This window comes from Stappia sp. TSB10GB4 (assembly GCF_900185745.1).
Classification (GTDB): Bacteria; Pseudomonadota; Alphaproteobacteria; order Rhizobiales; family Stappiaceae; genus Stappia.
The window spans coordinates 1-19,886 of the sequence record NZ_FYAV01000041.1 but is presented as its reverse complement, the minus strand read 5'-3'; the positions used below and the strand labels follow the sequence as shown (position 1 = coordinate 19,886).

Genomic DNA, 19,886 nt, shown 5'->3' with positions numbered 1-19,886 from the left:
CTACCGGTTTTCGGACGCCGTTTCCGCGACCAACCCGTCGATCTCGTCGGCATAGTGGCAGGCGCTCAGCCAGTCGGGCTTGTCGGGCCGGGTCGCGGCGAGAGGCGGAACATCCTTCTGGCAGCGGTCCTGGGCGATATAGCAGCGCGGGTGAAACAGGCAGCCGCCGGGGCGGTGAGCCAGATTGGGTACATCGCCGCTCAGAACGATGCGTTTGCCGCAAGGCCCGCCTGCCGCACCCGGAAGCTTGGGCACGGCGGAAATCAGCGCCCGTGTATAGGGATGACGCGGCGTGGCGAAAAGGTCGGCCGCGCTCGCCTGTTCCACGAACCGCCCGAAATACATCACGCCGATCCGGTCGCTGAGGTGGCGGACCACGGACAGGTCGTGGCTGATGAAGATGATCGCAAGGCCGAGATCGCGGCGCAACTGCGCGAGCAGGTTGATGATCTGGCTCTGGATCGACACGTCGAGTGCGGACACCGCCTCGTCGGCGATGATGATCTTGGGCGACAGGGCCAGGGCCCGGGCGATGGCGATCCGCTGGCGCTGACCGCCGGAGAACTGATGCGGCAGCCGGCTCGCCGCCGACTGGGGCAGGCCGATCAGATCGAGGAGCTCGCGCACGCGCGCCGCACGGCCGGGCCGGTTGTGAACCACCAGCGGCTCGCCGATGATGCGTTCGATCGTATGGCGCGGATTGAGCGAGCCGAACGGATCCTGAAATACCATCTGGATTTCGCCGCGCAGGCGCTTGAGCGCCCGGCCGCGCGCGGCCATCACGTCCTCGCCCTCATAGAGGATCCGACCGGAACTCGCGGTCGCCAGCCGCATCAATGTGCGCGCCAGCGTGCTCTTTCCGCATCCCGATTCGCCGACAATGCCGAAGATCTCGCCGCGGGCGAGCGAGAACGACACGCCGTCGAGGGCCAGCACCGACTTGCCGCCGGGGGCCGGGTAGTGCTTGACCAGGTCAACGACCGACAGCATTGGGGTCATGCGGCAGGGTTCCAGCAATAGGCCACCCGATCATCGCGGGTGATGCGGGGGGGCAGGTCCGCGCGGCAGCGCGCGATCACCGCGCCGCACCGATCGGCAAAGGCGCAGCCGGGCGGACGGGCGCCCGGCGCCGGCACGGTGCCGGGGATCGCCGGCAGGGACACACCCGGCGGATTGGCTGCGGGAATGCTGCGCAACAGCGCTTCGGTATAGCGATGCAGCGGTGTCCGGAACACCGCGGCGACCGGACCCTGCTCGACGACGCGCCCCGCATACATGACGGCGACGGTGTCGCATGTCTCGGCGACGACGCCGAGATCATGGGTGACGAGCAGGCACGCCATGCCGAAGCGCTCCCTCATGCGGGCGATCAGTTCGAGGATCTGCGCCTGGATCGTCACGTCGAGTGCGGTGGTCGGCTCGTCCGCGATCAGCACCGCCGGCTCGCAGGCGATCGCCATGGCAATCATCACGCGCTGGCGCTGTCCGCCGGAGAGCTGGAACGGATAGCGGTCGAGCTGGTCGGGGCTTGCGGGCAGGCCGACGAGATCCAACAGTCGGAGGACGTCGTCGCGGCGTGCGGTTCCGGTCAGGCCGCGATGGATCTCGAGCACCTCGCCGATCTGAGCGCCGATCGTCATGATCGGGTTGAGCGAGGTCATCGGCTCCTGGAAGATCATCGCGATGTCGCGGCCCCGAATGGCGTTGAACTCGGTTTCCGAAAGTCCCGACAGGGAGCGACCGCGAAAACGGATGTCCCCCGCGGCATGCCGGACCGCAGCCGCCGGCAACAGGCCGAGTATCGACAGCGCCGTAATCGTCTTGCCGCTTCCGGACTCGCCGACAAGACCCATCATCTCGCCCTCCTCAAGCGCGAGCGACACGTCCTCCACCAGCGCTCCGATGCGCGCTTCCAGCCGAAGCCCATCGACCGCAAGGACGACCTGCTTTGTGGTTGCGGCGGTTGCCGGTAAACTCATCTGCCCATTCCTCCGGTGCGACATCCGGACGCGCGATCCAGGCGGCTGTCCCGTTCTGTGAGTGATCCGCAAAATTTGTCCGATATTGGTCCGCTCTAAATCGCCGGAAACTTGTAAATGGTTTTTAGGTGGACTACCATACACACGCTTGGCGACGAGCCGCAAGACGGTGTTGGCATGAGTGCCCCGGAGGGGATATTGCCAGTTTTCGCAGGGACGCGAACCCTGTTCCGGGACGCGTGCCACCACATTGACGCATCAGGAATTGATCCATCACGGGAGGGTTATGGTTCATGGTTAGTCTGCGCGCGTTCCTCATTGCATCCGCTGCCGCGCTGGCCATCGGCGCCGCGGCCTCGGTCCCGGCTTGGGCTGCCTCGCTGGAGGTGGCGGTCGACAGTTCGCCGTCCGGTCTCGACCCACATATCGTCACGGCATTCTCGTCGTTCCAGATCATCGACGGGACCGTTTATGAAGGTCTTACAGCGCTCGACGGCGACCTCAACATCGTTCCGGGCCTCGCCACCGGCTGGACCATCTCGGACGACAAGAAGACCTATACGTTCACGCTGCGCGACGGCGTGACCTTCCACAGCGGCGGAACCATGACGTCGCAGGATGTCGCTGCGAGCCTGGCGCGAGTTCGCGCCGAGGCGACCGGCTCACCGCTTGCCAGCCGGCTGACGGCGGTGGAGGCGATCGAGACGCCGGATCCGCTGACCGTCGTGCTCAAGCTGTCGGCTCCCTCCGCGCCGCTCCTGTCTTCGCTGTCGACGATCGCGATCGTGCCGGCGAAATACGCGGAAGATCTCGAGACGCTGCAGCGCACGCCCGATGGCACTGGTCCGTTCCGCTTCGCCACCTGGCAGCCGAACGTGAAGATCGGGCTTGAGGCGAATGCAGGCTACTGGCAGGAGGGATTGCCCAAGCTCGATGGCATCAACTTCAATATCGTTCCGGAAGCGGCGACGCGCCAGGTCGGCCTGACCAGCGGCCAGTATCACCTCCTGCCCAACATCGATGGGGTGAACGCACTGCAGTTGCAGGGGCAGCCGGGCATCGAGATCGCCGACACGCTGGAACTTGCCTATTCGCTGGTCGGGTTGAACGTCAGTCGTCCGCCGCTCGACAATCCGCAGGTGCGCGAGGCGCTCAACTACGCCATCAACCGCGACGATCTGGTTCAGGCCGCGCTCTTCGGTGCCGGCAGACCGGGCGGGCCGCTGTCTCCCGCCCTGACGAATTTCGCGGTTCCGACGAGCGAGTTCGCCTGCTTCACGCCGGACGCGGACAAGGCGAAGAGCCTGCTTGCGGACGCCGGCGTCACGACGCCGATCGATCTGGGGCTGCTCGTCCTGCCGCGCGATTCCACCAAGGCGATGGCCCAGGTGCTCCAGCAGCAGTTCGCGGCCATCGGCGTCAACGTCACCTTGAACATTCCGGAGATCGGCCAGTTCGTGCAGGACTGGCGGAACTCGGAGTTCGACCTGTTCGTCTCGCTCAACTCGGGCACGATCGAGCCGGACGACTACTTCTACCGGACGTTCAAGACCGGCGGGTCGACCAACGTCTTCAAGTACTCGAACGAGGAACTCGACGCGCTGCTGGAAGCCGGCCGCACGCAGACGGAGGTGGCCGAGCGCCAGACCATCTATCGCGAGGCGCAGGAGACGCTCGCCTGCGACGGCCCTGTGCTGTTCCTGACCTATGGCCAGATCTACACCGCCATGCGCGCGCAGGTCGACGGCTATCAGATCTATCCGAACCGGTCGCTCGCCTCGCTCAAGGCTGTCTCGCTCGGAAACTGAGCCCGCGCTCGCCTGCGCTGCGAGCACCCATACCGCCGGCACGGGTCCCGGGCGGGCCCGTGCCGGACGGCCTCTCCGAAAGCGTTGGCTGACGGTTTGGCCGCAGGCCGGGGAGCGACCGTCTCGCCTCCCTAGGAACGACATACGGACCAACGGCGCAAAGATCCATGCTGTTTCTCAATCGGCTCCGACGGCGACTCTTCGACCTGGCACTGGTCATCATCGGCGTGTCGGTGCTGGTGTTCGCCTTCATCCGGATGATTCCCGGCGACGCCGTGGCGATCATGCTCGGCTCCAACGCGGAGGTGACGCCGGAGCGCATCGCCGCGGTTCGCAGCCGGCTCGGCCTCGATCTGCCGATCCACGAACAGTACATCGCCTGGCTTTCCGACGTGCTGGCGGGTGATTTCGGTGTCTCGATCTGGACGGGGCGGCCGGTGATCGAGGAAATCGCAGCCCATGTCTGGCCGACGCTGCAACTGACGCTGCTGGCGCTGCTGACCGCCATCGTGCTGGCGATCCCGCTCGGCATCCTGATGGCCCGCATCCGGGGCAGGCGGGGAGAAGCGCTCGTGCAGGCGGGGTCGGTCGTCGGCCTGACCATCCCACCGTTCTGGCTCGGCATCCTCATGATCCTGGTGCTGTCGAGCGTTGCTCCCGGCGTGCAGATGCTCGGCTATGTGCCGTTCTCGCAGGATCCGCTCGGCAATCTCACGCGGCTGATCCTTCCGGCCTTTGCCTTGTCGCTGCCAATCACCGCCAATCTTGCCCGCTTGCTGCGTTCGACGCTGCTCGAGGCCCTGCAGCAGGACTATATCCGCACCGCCCGCGCCAAGGGCATGCCGGCGCGCCGCATTCTCTATCGCCACGCCTTGCGCAACGCGCTGATCCCGTTCGTCACGTCGGTCGGCATCATGGCCGGATATCTGCTCGGCGGGGCGATCGTCATTGAGCAGGTGTTCGCGATACCCGGTCTCGGCCGGCTGATCCTGGGCGCGATCGCGGAGCGCAACTATCCGCTTATCCAGGCGACCATCCTGCTGGTCACCTGCAGCTTCGTGCTGGTCAACTTCATCGTCGATGTGATCTACGCCATGATCGATCCGAGGATCCAGGGATGAGTGGCACCTCCCCCCCGCCCGAACCGCCCGCCGCAGTGCTTCCGCACCGCCGAGGTCCGCGTCTTCCGGCCCCCACGCTCTACAACATGTCGCTCGGTATGATCGTCGTGCTGGCCATGGCTGCGATCTTCGCGCCGGTGATCGCGCCCTATGATCCCCTTTATCAGGACATTCTGGCCCGTCTCAAGGGACCGTCGGCGGCGCATTGGCTCGGGACGGATCAGTTCGGGCGCGACGTGCTGTCGCGCATCCTGTTCGGCCTGCGCTCGTCGCTGATGATCTCCGGCGGCGCGGTGTTCGCCGCCTTTCTTGCCGGCAGCCTGCTCGGGCTGACGGCTGCCTATTACAAGGGCTGGGCCGACCGCATCATCATGCGGCTGATGGACGTGCTGTTCGCTTTCCCGGTGATGCTGTTGGCAATCGGCGTGATCGCCTTGCTCGGCCCGGGCGCGACCCCGACGGCGACGGCCATCGGTATCGTCTACACGCCGATTTTCGCGCGGCTGTTGCGCGGCCCCGCCCTGGTGGTCGCGGAAAGCGACTATGTCCTGAACGCAAGGGCGATCGGGGCCTCGGACGCGCGCATCATCTTCCTGCACATCCTGCCCAATCTGGTCAGCGTCATCCTGGTGCAGTTCAGCCTGCTGCTGTCGTCGGCCATTCTCGTCGAGGCCTCCCTGTCCTTTCTCGGGCTCGGCACCCAGCCGCCGGTGCCCTCGCTCGGCATGATGCTGTCGGAGGGGCGCGGCTTTCTGTTCCTTGCGCCCTGGGCCGCGGTCTTCTCGGGCTTTGCCATCCTGATCGTCGCCTTTGCGCTCAATCTTTTCGGCGATGCGCTGCGCGACGAACTCGACCCGCGATTGCGCCAGGCCTGAGGCGTCTGGCGGGGATCGCATGTAACCATGGGAGCTGCTGATGCAAGACCCTCTGGAGATTACCGTCAACCGCCGGCGCTTCGACCGCGAGGCCGGCGTGCATGCGGCGATGACAGCCGAAGCCATCGCGACGCTTGTCGGCGTGCCGGTGCGCAACGCCATTGTCGAGCGGGAAGTCGGCCCCGGCGCCTATGAGCGGCTTGCCCCTGGCGCCGAGATACCCGTCGAGACGGGCATGCATTTCCTGGTGACCCGGGAGTTCGTGATGGGCGGCTGAGGCGGCCACATCAGGTCCATCGAAGGAGGGAGGAGCATGTCCGACCGGGACAAACGGGTGGTTCTCCGGCTGTCGCGCCGCGACCTCGACGGTTTCGGCGCCGCTCTTGCGGCCGCGACCGGGACGTTCGTCGATCTGCCCATACTGCTGGTGGCGAGCGAGACGCGCGAGGCCTTGGTTCTGACCGTCGTCGAAACCGGCGTGGACGCGGCCGTAGCTCCGGAAGCTGGCCGGGATGGTCTGACCGTCGGCCGTGTTCGCATCGTTCCGGCGGATGCCGGCGCGGGCTTCGCTGGAGCGCTCGAAGACTGGCAACGGACGGTCGCGACCCGGATCGCCGACACGTCCTGCATGGTGTTGGTGGAACTGGGGCAGACCGCCGACGCGCCGGTGGAGGTGGCGGCGGTCCATGGCGCGGGCGGCTCCGCAGCAGCGGTGGAGCGTGTCATCATCGAGCGCGTGCCGCAGGTTCGCCTGTGGCGGGAGGGACATCCGCCGGCCTTGCCGGATCTTCCGCCGGAGCGTGTGGCCCGGTTTACCAGTTCCTTTGGCGTGGAGGCCTGGCAGCGCTTGCGCCGCGCCTGCGCCGTGGTGATCGGTGCGGGCGGCACCGGCTCGGTCGCGATCCCGATCCTGGCACGCGCCGGGGTCGGACGGATCGTTATCGTCGACACGGATGAGATCAGCGCGTCCAATCTCGAACGGACCCATGCCAGTTTTCCCGAGCATGTGGCGGCGCCCACTAAGAAGGCCGTGCTCGCGCGCGACCATGTGCGCCAGATCGACCCCGACATCGACGTCGTCGCCATCGACGGTCGCCTGCCGCAGCGGGCGGTGGTCGAGGCCATCGCCGAGGCCGATGTGCTGCTCGGCTGCACCGACCAGCACACGAGCAGGCTTGCCCTCAGCGACGTGGCGCGGCGCTTCCTGGTTCCGGCGATCGATTGTGGCGGCCTGATCGAGGGGGCGAACGGCCACGTCACCGGTCAGATCATCCAGCTTGTCCTGTTCCGCCCCGACGACCCCTGTCCGCGCTGCCGAGGCATGATCAATGATGTACGGGTGGCGCAGGAACTGATGTCGCCACAGGAGCGGGCCCGGCTGCTTGCACAAAGCGCCGGCGGCGCTGTGCCGCCCGAGGCCGCGGACATCCCGCAGATCGATACGGTCGGCTACATCACCACGGTGAGCGGCACGCTGGCGGCCGGCTACGCGATCGGCTGGCTCACCGGGCGGTTCGATCCGCCGTTCGAGCGCATGCAGATGAACCTCGTCGCCGACTGCCTCGATGTGACCAATCGTCCGCAGCGCATCGATCCGGCGTGTGGGTGCCGCCATGCCCGAGGACTTGGCGATGCCGGTCAGGTCTTCGCGCCGTTTGTTCCGCCCGCGCATTGGCCCCCGCCGCGGACGGTCTGACCACAGGATAATCGCGCCGTCTCACCTGGGAGCCTGGAATTGCCGTTGCAGCGCCTGCAGCGACCGATGTTGCGCCCCGTTTGCCTGATGGCTTTCGCCGACTGAGGGATCGACCTCCAGCACCAAAACCGCCGTCTCTCCGACATGTCGCGGCAGATCCGCCCAGGGCAGATTGCCCGCCCCCAGTTCGAGTCCTTCGCTGGTCAACGCGTCGAGCGGGATCTCCGCCGGCGCCAGCGCCGGGTCAGGGTAGAAGCGGCTGTCGCTGACATGCAGCCAGGGCATCTTTGGGTCGACGAAATCGAACGGATGCAGCCGGTCGGCTCGCTCCAGATCCTCGTCGAGGATCGCCGAGAAGCGGACATCATCGCGGGTTTCGGCCGGATAGGTTCGGCGCCAGTTGAACAGGTTCGCGGACAGCGTCGCATGGGCCACGTCGACGAACGGCGTGACATTGGCGATCCGCTCGCGGTCGAGAAACGTCCGGAATGCGGCGATCTCCCAGGGAAAGAAATGATCGAGCGGTCCGGCGAGGAACGAGGCGCGATCGCGCGGCAGCAATGCGTAATGGCCGACATTCTCGACGAGAAGCCGGATCGGATCGGCTTGCCGGGCGAGCCGCGCAATCGTTGCGTTGAAGCCGTCGCTCGCCTCGGCGCGGCTCGCCCGTTGCGGCGCGTCGCCATACACCAGACCCCAGTAGCGGTGCACCACCACGTCCTTCGCCCCCGCATCGCGGGCGAAGGCGATCGCATCCAGAACCTGATCCGCATCGAAATCGAGGCGGGTGACGCGGCCGACCTCCTGCAGCGGCACGTGAACGGTCAGGACGAGGGGGCCGTACTCCGCGCGCAGCCGGTCGAGATTGGCGAGGCAGGTGGCGCGCGCGCGATCCTGCTGAAGATCCCGCGGGCCGAAAGTGTGCAGTTCGAGCACCACCGGCAGTCCGGCGCGCACCAGCGCCGCCGCCCTGTCGGCGAGTTGCGGATAGTCGACCACGGCGCCCTTGAGCGCGAATGCGGGCATGCGGCGCTCCCTCAGATGCAGCCCGATGCCCGGATCCGGGCGATGGCATCCTCGCCGAGCCCGAGCCAGTCGGCAAGCACCTCGTCCGTATGGGCGCCGAGCGCGGGCGGGCCGCGATGCACGGCGGGGGGCGTCTCCGACATCCGGATCGCCGGGGCGGGCACGGGAACCGTGCCGCCGGACGGGTGCGGCACATCGGCGATCTGGCCGCGATGGCGGAGCTGCGGATTGGTGATGACGTCCGGGATCTCGGCGACGGGTTCGCAGGGAACGCCCACGGCATGCAGGCGGTCGAGGATGTCGGCAGCATCGGTCGCGAGCCCCCAGGCGTCGATGATCGTTTCCAACTCCGCGACATGGGCATTGCGGGCGACAAAGGATGAGAACCGGGCGTCCTCGGTCAGTTCCGGCCGCCCCATCGCCTCGGCGAACCGTGCGAAGTGATGGTCGTTGCCGGCGACGATGTAGACCCATTTGCCGTCGCGGCTCTTGAAGCAGTGGGACGGTGCCAGATAGCGGTCGCGGTTGCCGAGGCGCGTGTGGTCGATCCCCAGCAACTGAGACTCCGCGATCTGCGTGGTCAGCATCGACAAGGCGCTGTCCATCAATGTCGCCTCGACCACCTGGCCGCGGCCGGTCGATTGGCGTGCCTGGAGCGCCGCAAGTGCGGCGATCGTCGCATAGAGCGCGGTGGAGTAGTCGCTGACGAAAACGCCAGCCATGGTCGGCGGCCCGTCCGCCTGTCCGGTCAACGTCATGATGCCACTATGCGCTTGGGCGGCGCCATCGAAACAGGCATGCGAGGCCATCGGTCCCTCCTGTCCGAAGCCGGAGATGCGCACCAGAACCAGCCCCGGATTGGCCGCGCTGAGCACATCGTAGCCGCAGCCCATCTTCTCCAGCGTACCGGGCCGGAAGTTCTCGATGAGAATGTCGGCCGTCGCGGCGAGCCGGCGCAGGAGCGCCTGACCGTCGGGATGGCGGAAGTCGAGCGAAAGGCTCCGCTTGTTGCGATTGGCGCCGAGAAAGAACAGGGTCTCCCCGTCGATCATCTCGCCAACGCGTCGGCCTTCCTCGCCGCCATCGAGGCGCTCCACCTTGACGACATCTGCGCCAAGGTCTCCAAGCACCTGACCACAGAAGGGGCCGGCAATATATCTCGAGAGGTCGAGAACGTTTATGCCGATCAACGCAGAATTATTTGCGGTCTTGCTTGACATTTATTTATCTTGTGTCTTGATAAAAGGAGAAAGTAGGAGATTTTTCATGGAAGTTCGCTTTCAGAGTTGGTTGAAGACAAAGACCGGGTGCGCCATTGAGCAGCTTGAGCTGTCCGATGATGTTCGCACCATCTCCGATCTGACGGCGCTGCTTGCCGACCGGCATGCCGAGGCCGCAGCGCTGTTCAGCGCTCCCGAGGCCCTGCGCTATGTGGTCGACCGTCGCTATGTGACCCCCGATCATGAGCTTGCGTCCTCCGCCGTTCTGGAGATCTACCCGCCGGTCACCGGGGGCTGAAAGAGGCAACCGCGCAGACCGGACAGCCACCGCGTTTCTCGATCGCGACCTCCGTCACCCGCGCAGCCATGCCGTCGACAATCAGGATACGGCCCGAGAGGGTATCTCCGTCCCCGATCAGGATCTTGATCACCTCCATCGCCTGGAACCCGCCGATCACCGCGAGGACGGGGCCGGCAACTCCGATCTCGGAGCATGACGGCGTCAGCGTCGCGGACAGGGCGGCGGGATAGAGGCATCGGTAACAGGGGTGACCGGCGCCGCGATAGGGAGTGAATGTGGTCACCGTTCCGTCGGTCATCTGCGCGGCGCCGCTCACCAACGGCTTGCGTGCCGTGAGGCACGCCGCCTGCAAGGCATCGCGGGTCGCGAAATTGTCCGTGCAGTCCGCCACCAGGTCATAGGCGGCCACAAGGTCGGCGGCGTTTTCGGCGGTGACCGGAAAGGCATGGGTGACCACTGCCACATGCGGGTTCTGGCGGCGCAGCTTGTCGGCCGCGCTGTCGACCTTGGCGCGGTCGATGTCGTCGATGGTATGGATCACCTGGCGGTGCAGGTTGGACAGTTCCACGAAGTCTCCATCTGCGATGCCGACTGTGCCGACGCCGGCGGCCGCGAGATATTGCAGAACCGGCGCGCCCAGTCCGCCGGCGCCGACGACAAGCACGCGGCCGGCCTTGAGGCGCCGCTGGCCCTCCATGCCCCAGCCCGGCAGGATCATCTGCCGTTGATAGTAACGCCGCTCATCGGGATGCAGATCGTCGGTCATGCGGAGATCGCTCTGTCGGGCCGGAGTGGCGGGCCGGCGGCGGAATCATGCGCCACCCGCGCCGACCCGTAGGTGTGCACGTGGCGCAGCAACCGGTAGACACCGTTCGCACGGTTCGGCGCCATGGCTTCCACCAGGCCGGCCTCGATCAGCAGATCGGGCGGGTGGGCCGCAATCTCCTGCGGCCGGCGTCGGTGGTAGAGACCGACGGCAATCGCAAGCAACCCTCGCATCACCCGCGCATCGGAATCGGCCTGAACCTCGACGACTTCGTCGATCCGGTTCCAGCCGAGATCCAGCCAGACCTGCGACTGGCACCCGTGGAAGCGCGTCTCCTCGCACTTGCGCGCTGGGTCCATCGCCGGCAGCCCTTCGGACAGGGCAAGGATCAGCTTCATGCGCGCGTCCCATCCCTCGGCGGCGCTGAAGCGGGCTTTCAGGTCGGCGATGTAGTCAGCGATCGAACCCATTGCCTGGTCCCCTGCGGCCTGGTTCCTTGCGTCTCCTATCCGCACCGCAAGCGGGTGCGTGGCATGTGCGAAACCCGTTGCCGGGCGGCCACAATTCGCGGCGGCCGCCGGAAACGGTCCTAGGCCGCCGAGCGCGCGGCCGCGAGAACGCCGCCGGCGAGCGGCGTCTTCACGCCCGTGGTGTGCGGGAAGCTGATCGGCAGGCCACGCAGCGAGCGCATCGCGAGATAGGCGAAGCACTCCGCCTCGACCGCGTCGCCACGCAAGCCGACGCTTTCGGCCGGAAGGGCCTCCGCGCCGGTGCGCTTGCCGATTTCACGCATCATCACAGGGTTTTTGCGCCCGCCGCCGCACACGATGATCCGGCGCGGACGGACGGGCAGCAAATCGAGCGCCTTGCCGACCGCACCGGCGGTGAAGGCGGTCAAGGTGGCAGCCCCGTCCTCAAGCCCAAGGCCGTCGGCCATGGAGGCGGAGAAGTCGAACCGGTCGAGCGACTTCGGGTAGGGAGCCGCCAGGAAGGGGTGTTCGAGCAGGGCTTTCAGTCGCTCCTCGTCGACGGAGCCGCTGGCGGCCAAGGCGCCGTCCACGTCCATGTCGCCGCCGGTGTGCTGTGCGATCCAGTCGTTGACCGGAGCGTTGGCGGGGCCGGTATCGAAGGCGATCATCTCGTCGCCGTCGCACCAGGTCAGGTTGGCGACGCCGCCGAGGTTGAGGATCGCGGTTTCGGAGCCGGCGCGCACCTTCCGCAGCGCGGCCTTGTGATAGATCGCCGACAGCGGCGCGCCGTGCCCGCCCGCCGCCATGTCGGCTGACCGGAAGTCGTAGACCACATTGGTGCCGACGATCTCGGCCATGCGGGCGCCGTCGCCGAGCTGCCGTGTGTGGCCGCGGATACCGTCTTGGGGCGCCACATGCAGCACCGTCTGGCCGTGGAACCCGACTGCGGCGATGTCGGAGGCGGTGTAGCCATGCTTGTCCAGAAAGGCGTTGACGGCGAGCGACTGGGCCTCCGTCAGCGCGATCTCCGCCTCGCGGAAGATCGCCGGCTCCGGCCCCTCGAAACGCCATTCGAGGGCCGCGGTGAAGGTCCGTGCCAGCAGATCGCGAATGTCGACAGGATAGGGCGCGAGTTCCCAGGGGCCGAAGGCCTCGATGCTCTGCCCATCGGTCTTGATCATCGCGATGTCGATATAGCCATCCAGAACGGTCCCGGTCATCAGACCGATCGCCCACGCTGGCTTCATGTCGCATTCCTCCTGTCGTGTCGGGTCAAGCTGCGGCTTGTCGGCGTTGCATGTGTTGCGGGAAAATTCGGCCGGCGGGCTTGCGACAGTTCTTGCAGTGCCCGACGGAGGCGCGGCCGTGGTCGGCGAGACGGCAGCGGAAGGCGAGGGCCCCGGCGAGGACACGGTCGACCCCATCCGTCAGCAGGTTGCCGATCACGCCTGCCTTGCCATGGCTGATGACGCAGACGGCGACCTCGCCGGTCGGGCCGACGCAGAACACGTGTCCTGCCCAGAAGCAGGGAAGCTGGGGCACCGGAAGATGCGGGAGGACAACCTCCGACAGCATGCGGTCGAGGGTGCCGTCGTCCTGCAGGGATTCCACCCGGTCGACCGCCTGCTCCGCTCCGCCGGGCAGCAGCGGCTTGACCTTCTCATGCTGGTGGACGCGCGCCAGCAGCTTCAGGAACTGCGGGTCGTAGTCCTCCAGCGGCTCGTCGAGGTCGATCTGGTAGACGCCGATGGTCAGGTCGGGGCGCGTCCTCTCGGCCGCGTCGAGCAGGGTCTCCAGCCCGCGCAGGGTTTTCTGGAAGCTTCCGGGCCCCCGGTTGAGGTCGTGCGAATAGGCGTTGCCGCCGTCGAGCGAGACGAAAATCTTGTGCGGGAACTGGACCGCGAGAATCTCGCGCACGCGCTTCTCGGTCAGCATGATGCCGTTGGTGTGCCACTGCAGGGCGACCTCGGGCATCACGTCCGCCACCGTTGCCAGGAGTTCGGCAAAGCGCGGGTTCATCAAAGGTTCGCCGCGCCAGTTGAGGTGGATGCTCTGAACGTCGACCGACCGGCTGTCGCGCAGGTCGGTGAGCATCCTGCGCAGATCCTCCGGCGCCATGTCCTCCTTGCCATGGCTCTGCTTCGTGTAGCACAGCCGGCAGGCGAGATTGCAGCGGGATGTCGGGTCGAGCCAGAGCCAGATCGGCGAGCCGGAGACGGAAGCGTCTGTTGCGCGCAATCGTTCAGGGATCATGAACCACCTCCGAATGCAACTGTGGGGCGCAAACTCGAGCTAGTTATGCCATGCTAGCACGGACTTCCGGTAAGAGCCATACCGGAATGATGCCAATCTCATACCAACCTAACTCCTGTCGCGCGGATAGTAGAGCGGAACGCACCAATGATTGCGGGCGATCCACTCGGTGTTCGGGAGCGTGACATCGTGCTCCAGGATGCGGTGGCAGGGGAACTCGTAGACCTTGCCGGTCGAGGATTCGACGGGATCGAAGACGATGTACTTGTAATATCCGCTGGTCATGCCGTCCGGCAGCCGCACCCGGTTCGGATGGTGAAGGTCGAGAACGTCCCGCGCATAGGCCGCCTTCCACGCGAGGATGTCATCGAGCCGCCGGGTCTGAACCACGCCAAGGGCGGCGGTAAATTCGTCGATGCGATGGTTCATGCCCTGAATGCGGTAGCGGGAGCCGCGCCCATAGTCGCGATAGGAACGGGCATGGGCCGCCAGGTCCGGATTGTCCGTCACCAGCATGCCACCTTCGCCCGTCGAAATCGTTTTCGTAGGATAGAAGGAGTAGACGCCGACATCGCCGAAGCTGCCCGCCGCGCGGCCGTGCCATCGGGCGCCGTGGGCATGGGCGCAGTCCTCCAGCAGCCAGATCCCGTTCTCCCGGCAGTAGGTGGCGATCTTTTCGATATCGAACGCGATATGCCCGCCCACATGGACGATCCACGCTGCCTTCGGCCGATGCTGCTCCGCCTTGGCGACGAAATCCTCGAAGGAGCCGCACAGGTCATGGCGATTGCAGTCGTAGAAGGCCACGGCTCCACCGGCCTTCTGGATGGATCGGGGCGTGGCGAGAAAGGTATTGGATGGGGACAGCGCGGTCTCGCCCGACAAGCCGATGAAATCCAGCGCCGCCAGGGCGCCGCCGCTCCAATTGTTGAAGGCGACCGCCTCCAGTCCCGTCCGCTCGGCCCACAGCGCTTCGAATTCTCGCGTCTGGTCGCCGTCGCTCCAGCGGTTCGAGCGCAGCAGCGCGCGCCAGCGCGCCAGCACCTCGTCCTCGTCACGGGGATCGAACGCCACCGAAAAAGCGAGCGGCCCGTGCGAGCTCGCCAGAGCCGCCGCCGTCGCGGGATCGGCCGGGTGAGGGTGCGAGGTCATAGAAGCATGTCCTCCCGCTCGGCGCCGAACAAGGCCGCGCCATCGATGCGCGCATGGACTTCGTACTGGTTGGCGGCATGTTGGCGGGCGGCCAGCAGATCGTTGAAGACACGCAGCAGCGGACTGCCCCGGTAGAGCGCTTCAGCACCCGCCGCGCGGTACAGTCCGGCGGCGTGGGAGAAGCACCGGTCGGCGACACGGGTGGCGTTCAGCCGGAAGCTCCTGCGAGCGGCGAGCGGTGTGTCCCGCTCGTTCGCCGCATCCGCCTCGAGCGTGCCGATGTCGGTCTCCAGCACCGCCCGCATGGCGGCGAGATCGGCGTCGATCGTCGCGCAGAGGCTCTGAACGTGCGGATCCTCGGCGATCTTTTGCGACAACATCGAGGTGCGCGCGCCATTTGCGGCGAGGAAATCGGCGAGCATGCCGGCAAGTCCGCCGATCGAGGCCGTCGAGATCGTACGAAACTGCAGTTGCGGGACGGGTATGCGGTAGAGCGGGCCGGTGTTGACGGCATGGCCGGGGCAGCGACCGAGAAAGCGCTCGCGATGCGGCAGCACGCGGTGGCCCGGCACCCGGACGGTGTCGACGCGAATGCCATGGCTGCCGGTGCCGCGCAGGCCGACGACATCCCAGTCGGGGGCAATGACGATATCGCGCCGGGGCAGCAGCACGGCAGAGGGGATCGGCGCAGCACCCGGGTCTTCGGCCTCGCACAGGGCGCCGAGAACCACCCAGTCCGCGTGGTCGACGCCGCTCGAAAACCGCCATTGGCCACTCAGCTCGAAGCTGCCGTCCTGCAGTCGCCGCCCGCGGCCGCCCGGCATGTTGCTGGAGACAAGAATGGCCTCGGGCGCCTCGCCCCACACATCGGCCTGGGCTTGCGGGGCAAACAAGGCCAGATGGAAGGCGACGATGCCCATGTTGCCCAGAACCCAGCTTGCCGACATGTCGGCTTCGCCGAGGACCGCCTGCAGGCGCAGCAAGGTGCGCGGCGAGGCTTCCTGGCCACCAAAGGCGCGCGGCTGCAGGAGCGAGAAAAATCCGTTCGCGCGGAACTCGGCCACCGTCTCGGCATCGAGCCGGCAGGCGCGCTCGTCATCCGGCGCACGCCGCCGCAGGGCCGCCAACAATGTCCGCGCCGCCGCGATGAGCGGCTCGTCAAGTGGAGTCGGAGTGCCGGTATCCCCGCCGGCCTCTCGCAATGCTAGCATGATCGCGCGCCGCCTCCATAAAGTGTTATCAGATTGGTATAGTACGCCTGCTGGCTGCCATTTCAAGGTTGAAGAATGATCGCCCGGCCTTGCATCCGACCATGCGGCCGATCGCGGGCAGCGGATCCGAGCCAATGGCCCTTACGGCATCGGCGGAGAGGGAAGACAGCGCGGGGCGGGGAATGGTGGCCAAGGGCGGGCTGCGGGACGTTTCGCAGGCCGGTCAGGCAGTGCCGGTTCTCTGTGTCCGATGCGGGCCGTCATGCGCCTGCAGATACTCGCGGAACTGCTCGTCCGGCATCGGGCGGCCGAGATAGAAGCCCTGGATGCGGGTGCAGCCAAGCCGGCCGAGCAAGGTGCACTGCCCCTCCGTCTCGACCCCTTCGGCGATGACGGTGATGCCCAGGCTCGTCGCCATCGCCAAGATCGCCTCGACCAGCGCCCGGTCGTCGCTGTCGGTTTCGAGGTCGCGGATGAAGGAGCGGTCGATCTTCAGGATGTCGATGGGAAACCGCTTGAGGTTGCTGAGCGAGGAAAAGCCGGTGCCGAAATCGTCGAGCGAAAGGCCGATGCCGAGCCGGCGGATCGCATTCAGCGTGTCGACCGGATTGCTGCCCGTCTCGTCGAACATGACGCTCTCGGTGATCTCCAGGTGCAGCCGCTCCGGCGGCATTCCGGTTCGCTCCAGCGTATCGCGGACGAGTTCGACGAAATTCTCGTCCCGGCACTGGCGCGGCGAGACGTTGACGCTGATGCCGGGCAGGTCGAGCCCCAACGCCCTGCAGCGCTGATAGAAGAGGCAGGCGGCCTCGAGCACGAAGGCGCCGAGCGGCACGATCAGGCCGGTGGTTTCGGCGATCGGTATGAACTCGGCCGGAGAGATGATCCCGCGCTCCGGATCGCTCCAGCGCAGCAGCGCCTCGCAGCCGGCCACCCGGTTGTGCGCAATGTCGATCACCGGCTGGAAGTTCAGCGTGAACTGCCGCTTTTCGAGAGCCTTGCGCAGGGCTCCCTCCATTTCGAGCGCCCGTGCCACCTGCTCGTTCATGTGGGCCGAGAAGAAGCGCAGCTTGTTCCCGCCTTCCGCCTTGGCGTGATACATGGCGGTGTCGGCTTGCCGCAACAGCAGTTCGTCGTCGCGGCCATCGCTGGGAAAGACGGTGATGCCGATGCTGGCGGTGGTGAAGACCTCGACGCCGTCTCCCACCACCAGCGGCCGCGCCAGGTGTTCCAACAGCCGGGCAGCGGCCATCTCAACATCCATCACGCTGCGCACATTGCTGAGGATCACCGCGAATTCGTCGCCGCCAAGGCGCGCGACGGTGTCGTGATCATCCAGCACCGCACCGATGCGTGCGGCCGTCTCCTGGATCAACTGGTCGCCGATGCTGTGTCCGAGACTGTCGTTGATATTCTTGAACCGATCGAGATCGAGAAACAGCAGGGCGACGATGTTGCCGTCCCATTGGGCACGGGACATTGCCTGGATCAGGCGATCCCGGAACAGTGTGCGGTTCGGCAGACCAGTCAGTCCGTCGAAATTGGCCTGGCGGACGATCAACTCCTCCTGCCGCTTTCGCTCCGAGATGTCCGAAACGGTAACGTGAAATGCATTGGCGCCGTTCCACCGGGTCTGGCGGAGATGGAGTTCCACCCAGACCCGCTCGCCATGGCGCGACAGGGCGCGCGCCTCGTACACTTCGGGTGCCGAGGCACCCGATTCGCGCGCGCGGCCATAGGATTTGAGACGCTCGTGTTCTTCCGGCGCGAACAGGTCCAGCACCGACAGGCCGATCACCTTGTGCCGTTCTTCGCGGTCATAGCCGAGCAGATGCAGCAAGGCGTCGTTGATATAAAGAACCCTCTGGTTGGAATGGATGCAGACCCCTTGCAGGGATTCGTCGATCAGGGCGCGGAACTGGGCGTCGGTCTCCTTGAGGTCGCGGAAGGTTTCCTGCAAGGCGAGGCCGAGAGCGTTGAATTCGCGGATCTTGCCGGGTCGATAGGTGAGGTCGGATGTGCCTTGGCGGATGCGATCCGCATATTTGACGAGGCGTTCGAGTGCCGGACTGGTGAAGCGATGCAGGGCATAGGCGCCGAGAACGGATCCGGCCAGAACATAGAGCAGGAATGGGGTGAACAGCGTCTGATAGGTGCTCTGGATATTGTCGATCGTCTCGCCGGGGCGGTCGCTGACCAGATGAAGGGCGCGGCCGGCCGGCGCTTCTCCGAGCCGGGAACTGATCAGCAGCCGATCATCCGCCAGCAGATGGTCTTTTGCCTGCAGTTGCTTCAGAACGTCGGGTGCGTCGCGGAACCTGTCGCGCAACGGGCCGCTGGCGGAGATGATCCGGTCTTCGAGGAACAGCGCCAGACTGTCCGTGTCCAGCGCTTGGGAAAGGCCGGACAGCAAATATTTGCTGTCGTTGAAGACATAGCCTCCGATCAGATGGCCCAGCACCCGGCCGTCGAGATCGTCGATCACCGGCACTGTGATGGCCGCAAGCAGAATGGGGGCACCGGTTGCGCCGGTCTCGCCGCCGCTGAAAAGGTGCCACTGGCCGGTCGGCATCCGCTCGCGCAAGGTGGGCGTCAGGATCTGGTCGAGATCGTAGAGCGAGGCGCCGGCATTCACCCAGTCGGGCTTGTCGGCCCGGTCGATCGTCAGCAGTTCGAGCTGCGCGCCGATCGGCTCCCGGGCGGCATCGGACAGAATCTGGAGAGCCAGCCGGTCGTTGCCCGACCATATGGCGCGGCGCAGTGCGGCGTTCTCTGAAAGCGCCCTCAGATAGGTGTCGAGCCGGCTGAATGTCTGGTCGAACACAAGGCGGGAGAGCGTCGCCTCCTTGCGGGCGAAGCGCTTCAACTCCTGGTCGGCAATGGACAGGCTTCCGATATAGCTGATCGCGAAAAGCGCCGCGGAGGTCGTCAGCAGGGCAACTGCGAACAGGCCGAGCACGAAACGATTGAAGCGGAAGTCGGCCTTGCGTGTCATTGCGAGTAGCGGAACGCCCTCCGCTTCAGCTCCTCGATGCGCTCGGGGGCGTCACCAGAGGAAACGAGGGCAAAAGGACCGGAGAAGACCAGGGGAACCTCGTCCCCGCGCCCCTGCACGTCGAGAGAGATCGCCTCGGCAATGGCAACGCCGTTGTCGTCGTTCATCCGCATCACGGTCAGGGCGAGCCGGCCCCTTGCCAGGTCTTCGAGCTCCGCGCTGCCGCCGCCCCAGCCGTTGGTCGCCACCGTGGCGGCAAGGCCGGAAGCTTCTATGGCATCGGCAACGCCGAGTGCGATGTCGGTGGAGGAGGAATAGATGAAGCCGAGGTCCGGATGCCGCCGCAGCAATGCGGTGGCGGCATCCCTGGCCTTGTCGCGGTCGAAGCCGACATAGTAGGACGCCACCAGTTGCTTTCCGGGTGTCTCCAGCATGGCGACCCGTATGTGGACGGCCCCCTGAGGGCAAGCGATTAGTTGAGGCTCGCTCGGATCGACAGCGGTTCGTATGTCCGGCCTGTTTCGGCGGCATGGTGAACCGCCATGGCCCAAGATGGGTTGCGCGTGGGGCGGCGCCTAACGGAACCACGGCCTCGACGGCCGGTCGGGTCGCACGGCGTGTCCGCCTCACGTGATCGATCGAACGCTCCATCTCCCTCTCGGCTTGCCGCTCCCTCAAGCCCGGCCGGCGTGGCCGGGCGTGTTTGTCATTCCGGTGCGGCGGTTTCGGTCACGCCGGTGCTGTGGCTGTGGTGGCGGCGGCGTATGTGGACGGCCCCCTGAGGGCAAGCGATTAGTTGAGGCTCGCTCGGATCGACAGCGGTTCGTATGTCCGGCCTGTTTCGGCGGCATGGTGAACCGCCATGGCCCAAGATGGGTTGCGCGTGGGGCGGCGCCTAACGGAACCACGGCCTCGACGGCCGGTCGGGTCGCACGGCGTGTCCGCCTCACGTGATCGATCGAACGCTCCATCTCCCTCTCGGCTTGCCGCTCCCTCAAGCCCGGCCGGCGTGG

The 19,886-nt window shown here is 66.3% G+C and carries 18 protein-coding genes; 6 read left to right on the top strand and 12 right to left on the bottom strand.

What is annotated here, in order from left to right; translation table 11 throughout:
• On the bottom strand, positions 1 to 999 hold the full coding sequence (locus TSB10GB4_RS08320; RefSeq protein WP_186395362.1) for an ABC transporter ATP-binding protein: 999 nt from the start codon (positions 997 to 999) through the stop codon (positions 1 to 3).
• Positions 996 to 1,979: an ABC transporter ATP-binding protein gene (locus tag TSB10GB4_RS08315; protein WP_186395361.1), complete on the bottom strand. Its 984-nt coding sequence runs from the start codon at positions 1,977 to 1,979 to the stop codon at positions 996 to 998. Before TSB10GB4_RS08315 ends, TSB10GB4_RS08320 begins: the two co-directional genes overlap by 4 nt.
• 293 nt (positions 1,980 to 2,272) lie before the next feature.
• Between TSB10GB4_RS08315 and TSB10GB4_RS08310 the strand changes: the two genes are divergently transcribed.
• The 5 genes from TSB10GB4_RS08310 to TSB10GB4_RS08290 all read left to right on the top strand — a co-directional run bounded on the left by TSB10GB4_RS08310 (position 2,273) and on the right by TSB10GB4_RS08290 (position 7,479).
• Positions 2,273 to 3,787 carry an ABC transporter substrate-binding protein gene (locus tag TSB10GB4_RS08310; protein ID WP_186395360.1) on the top strand — a complete coding sequence of 505 codons (1,515 nt, stop codon included), beginning with the start codon at positions 2,273 to 2,275 and terminating at the stop codon, positions 3,785 to 3,787.
• Positions 3,788 to 3,954: 167 nt separating this feature from the next.
• Positions 3,955 to 4,908, top strand: coding sequence for an ABC transporter permease (locus tag TSB10GB4_RS08305; RefSeq protein ID WP_186395359.1), 954 nt, complete (start codon positions 3,955 to 3,957; stop codon positions 4,906 to 4,908).
• Between the two features lie 86 nt (positions 4,909 to 4,994).
• A complete protein-coding gene (locus TSB10GB4_RS08300; RefSeq protein WP_244570855.1) occupies positions 4,995 to 5,783 on the top strand; it encodes an ABC transporter permease in 789 nt (262 codons plus the stop codon).
• A gap of 40 nt (positions 5,784 to 5,823) precedes the next feature.
• On the top strand, positions 5,824 to 6,060 hold the full coding sequence (locus TSB10GB4_RS08295; RefSeq protein WP_186395358.1) for a hypothetical protein: 237 nt from the start codon (positions 5,824 to 5,826) through the stop codon (positions 6,058 to 6,060).
• A gap of 36 nt (positions 6,061 to 6,096) precedes the next feature.
• Positions 6,097 to 7,479 carry a ThiF family adenylyltransferase gene (locus tag TSB10GB4_RS08290; RefSeq protein WP_186395357.1) on the top strand — a complete coding sequence of 461 codons (1,383 nt, stop codon included), beginning with the start codon at positions 6,097 to 6,099 and terminating at the stop codon, positions 7,477 to 7,479.
• Positions 7,480 to 7,500: 21 nt separating this feature from the next.
• Here the strand turns inward: TSB10GB4_RS08290 and TSB10GB4_RS08285 are convergent, their stop codons facing one another.
• Together TSB10GB4_RS08285 and TSB10GB4_RS08280 are read right to left on the bottom strand one after the other, a co-directional pair.
• The gene (locus TSB10GB4_RS08285) at positions 7,501 to 8,505 is read right to left on the bottom strand and encodes a TIM barrel protein (RefSeq protein WP_186395356.1); all 1,005 of its coding nucleotides are present in this window, start codon (positions 8,503 to 8,505) and stop codon (positions 7,501 to 7,503) included.
• An 11-nt stretch (positions 8,506 to 8,516) separates the two neighbouring features.
• Positions 8,517 to 9,725: a CaiB/BaiF CoA-transferase family protein gene (locus tag TSB10GB4_RS08280; protein ID WP_186395355.1), complete on the bottom strand. Its 1,209-nt coding sequence runs from the start codon at positions 9,723 to 9,725 to the stop codon at positions 8,517 to 8,519.
• Between the two features lie 46 nt (positions 9,726 to 9,771).
• Here TSB10GB4_RS08280 and TSB10GB4_RS08275 point away from each other — a divergent pair, with 46 nt between their 5' ends.
• Positions 9,772 to 10,023, top strand: a complete 252-nt coding sequence (locus tag TSB10GB4_RS08275) for a MoaD/ThiS family protein (RefSeq protein ID WP_186395354.1) — start codon at positions 9,772 to 9,774, stop codon at positions 10,021 to 10,023.
• Here the strand turns inward: TSB10GB4_RS08275 and TSB10GB4_RS08270 are convergent.
• The 8 genes from TSB10GB4_RS08270 to TSB10GB4_RS08235 all read right to left on the bottom strand — a co-directional run bounded on the left by TSB10GB4_RS08270 (position 10,010) and on the right by TSB10GB4_RS08235 (position 19,307).
• The gene (locus TSB10GB4_RS08270) at positions 10,010 to 10,792 is read right to left on the bottom strand and encodes a molybdopterin-synthase adenylyltransferase MoeB (RefSeq protein WP_186395353.1); all 783 of its coding nucleotides are present in this window, start codon (positions 10,790 to 10,792) and stop codon (positions 10,010 to 10,012) included. The two genes, TSB10GB4_RS08275 and TSB10GB4_RS08270, sit on opposite strands and share 14 nt — an antisense overlap.
• A complete protein-coding gene (locus TSB10GB4_RS08265) occupies positions 10,789 to 11,262 on the bottom strand; it encodes a SufE family protein (RefSeq protein WP_186395352.1) in 474 nt (157 codons plus the stop codon). Before TSB10GB4_RS08265 ends, TSB10GB4_RS08270 begins: the two co-directional genes overlap by 4 nt.
• 119 nt (positions 11,263 to 11,381) lie before the next feature.
• Positions 11,382 to 12,509 carry an anhydro-N-acetylmuramic acid kinase gene (locus TSB10GB4_RS08260; RefSeq protein WP_186395351.1) on the bottom strand — a complete coding sequence of 376 codons (1,128 nt, stop codon included), beginning with the start codon at positions 12,507 to 12,509 and terminating at the stop codon, positions 11,382 to 11,384.
• Positions 12,510 to 12,534: 25 nt separating this feature from the next.
• Entirely contained in the window at positions 12,535 to 13,515 is a 981-nt protein-coding gene (locus TSB10GB4_RS08255; protein ID WP_186395350.1) for a radical SAM/SPASM domain-containing protein, read from the bottom strand.
• Between the two features lie 108 nt (positions 13,516 to 13,623).
• A complete protein-coding gene (locus tag TSB10GB4_RS08250) occupies positions 13,624 to 14,667 on the bottom strand; it encodes a DegT/DnrJ/EryC1/StrS aminotransferase family protein (protein ID WP_186395349.1) in 1,044 nt (347 codons plus the stop codon).
• Positions 14,664 to 15,794: a flavin-dependent monooxygenase gene (locus TSB10GB4_RS08245; protein ID WP_186395348.1), complete on the bottom strand. Its 1,131-nt coding sequence runs from the start codon at positions 15,792 to 15,794 to the stop codon at positions 14,664 to 14,666. The genes TSB10GB4_RS08250 and TSB10GB4_RS08245 overlap by 4 nt, the downstream gene beginning before the upstream one ends.
• A gap of 307 nt (positions 15,795 to 16,101) precedes the next feature.
• Positions 16,102 to 18,873: an EAL domain-containing protein gene (locus TSB10GB4_RS08240; RefSeq protein WP_186395347.1), complete on the bottom strand. Its 2,772-nt coding sequence runs from the start codon at positions 18,871 to 18,873 to the stop codon at positions 16,102 to 16,104.
• The gene (locus TSB10GB4_RS08235) at positions 18,870 to 19,307 is read right to left on the bottom strand and encodes a substrate-binding domain-containing protein (RefSeq protein WP_186395346.1); all 438 of its coding nucleotides are present in this window, start codon (positions 19,305 to 19,307) and stop codon (positions 18,870 to 18,872) included. The genes TSB10GB4_RS08240 and TSB10GB4_RS08235 overlap by 4 nt, the downstream gene beginning before the upstream one ends.
• Positions 19,308 to 19,886 lie beyond the last annotated feature (579 nt).

Bases quoted from the DNA above. Each gene is read 5' to 3' on its own strand.
- TSB10GB4_RS08275 (WP_186395354.1), top strand. From the start codon at position 9,772: ATGGAAGTTCGCTTTCAGAGTTGGTTGAAGACAAAGACCGGGTGCGCC.
- TSB10GB4_RS08280 (WP_186395355.1), bottom strand. From the start codon at position 9,725: ATGTCAAGCAAGACCGCAAATAATTCTGCGTTGATCGGCATAAACGTT.
- TSB10GB4_RS08260 (WP_186395351.1), bottom strand. From the start codon at position 12,509: ATGAAGCCAGCGTGGGCGATCGGTCTGATGACCGGGACCGTTCTGGAT.
- TSB10GB4_RS08300 (WP_244570855.1), top strand. From the start codon at position 4,995: ATGTCGCTCGGTATGATCGTCGTGCTGGCCATGGCTGCGATCTTCGCG.
- TSB10GB4_RS08305 (WP_186395359.1), top strand. From the start codon at position 3,955: ATGCTGTTTCTCAATCGGCTCCGACGGCGACTCTTCGACCTGGCACTG.
- TSB10GB4_RS08255 (WP_186395350.1), bottom strand. From the start codon at position 13,515: ATGATCCCTGAACGATTGCGCGCAACAGACGCTTCCGTCTCCGGCTCG.
- TSB10GB4_RS08320 (WP_186395362.1), bottom strand. From the start codon at position 999: ATGACCCCAATGCTGTCGGTCGTTGACCTGGTCAAGCACTACCCGGCC.
- TSB10GB4_RS08295 (WP_186395358.1), top strand. From the start codon at position 5,824: ATGCAAGACCCTCTGGAGATTACCGTCAACCGCCGGCGCTTCGACCGC.
- TSB10GB4_RS08250 (WP_186395349.1), bottom strand. From the start codon at position 14,667: ATGACCTCGCACCCTCACCCGGCCGATCCCGCGACGGCGGCGGCTCTG.
- TSB10GB4_RS08310 (WP_186395360.1), top strand. From the start codon at position 2,273: ATGGTTAGTCTGCGCGCGTTCCTCATTGCATCCGCTGCCGCGCTGGCC.
- TSB10GB4_RS08235 (WP_186395346.1), bottom strand. From the start codon at position 19,307: ATGCTGGAGACACCCGGAAAGCAACTGGTGGCGTCCTACTATGTCGGC.
- TSB10GB4_RS08290 (WP_186395357.1), top strand. From the start codon at position 6,097: ATGTCCGACCGGGACAAACGGGTGGTTCTCCGGCTGTCGCGCCGCGAC.
- TSB10GB4_RS08240 (WP_186395347.1), bottom strand. From the start codon at position 18,873: ATGACACGCAAGGCCGACTTCCGCTTCAATCGTTTCGTGCTCGGCCTG.
- TSB10GB4_RS08265 (WP_186395352.1), bottom strand. From the start codon at position 11,262: ATGGGTTCGATCGCTGACTACATCGCCGACCTGAAAGCCCGCTTCAGC.
- TSB10GB4_RS08270 (WP_186395353.1), bottom strand. From the start codon at position 10,792: ATGACCGACGATCTGCATCCCGATGAGCGGCGTTACTATCAACGGCAG.
- TSB10GB4_RS08315 (WP_186395361.1), bottom strand. From the start codon at position 1,979: ATGAGTTTACCGGCAACCGCCGCAACCACAAAGCAGGTCGTCCTTGCG.
- TSB10GB4_RS08285 (WP_186395356.1), bottom strand. From the start codon at position 8,505: ATGCCCGCATTCGCGCTCAAGGGCGCCGTGGTCGACTATCCGCAACTC.